Below are 299 nucleotides of genomic sequence, written 5' to 3'. Positions count from 1 at the left end.
ACCGCACTGCGGTCTTACCTTGGTAAACGGATGCCGGTTGGTTACGGCAGCTCGACCTGCGCGATATCCACTTCTGCGGGTGTCTCGCGGCCAAACATGTAGACCTTGAGCTTGACTTTGAAGCTCTCGGTATCAATGCCCTCCACAAGGCCCATAAAGCCTTCCAGCGGGCCGGCGGTGTTCTGCACGGTATCGCCGACATTGAAATCGACGGTCAGCGGAGCCGCCTTTTCAACGCCCATCTTCTCCACTTCCTCAGCAGAGAGGGGAACGGGCTTGGATGCGGGACCGAGGAAACC

1 pseudogene is annotated in these 299 nt (G+C 58.5%); it reads right to left on the bottom strand.

Annotated features, from left to right (window positions below):
• Window positions 1–41 precede the first annotated feature (41 nt).
• A pseudogene (locus tag P0G09_RS19030) lies at window positions 42–299 on the bottom strand (transcription termination/antitermination protein NusG); the annotation flags it as partial.

It is taken from the genome of Faecalibacterium sp. DFI.5.82 (assembly GCF_029076575.1).
GTDB lineage: Bacteria > Bacillota > Clostridia > Oscillospirales > Ruminococcaceae > Faecalibacterium > Faecalibacterium duncaniae.
This window is presented reverse-complemented; position numbering and strand designations above follow the sequence as displayed.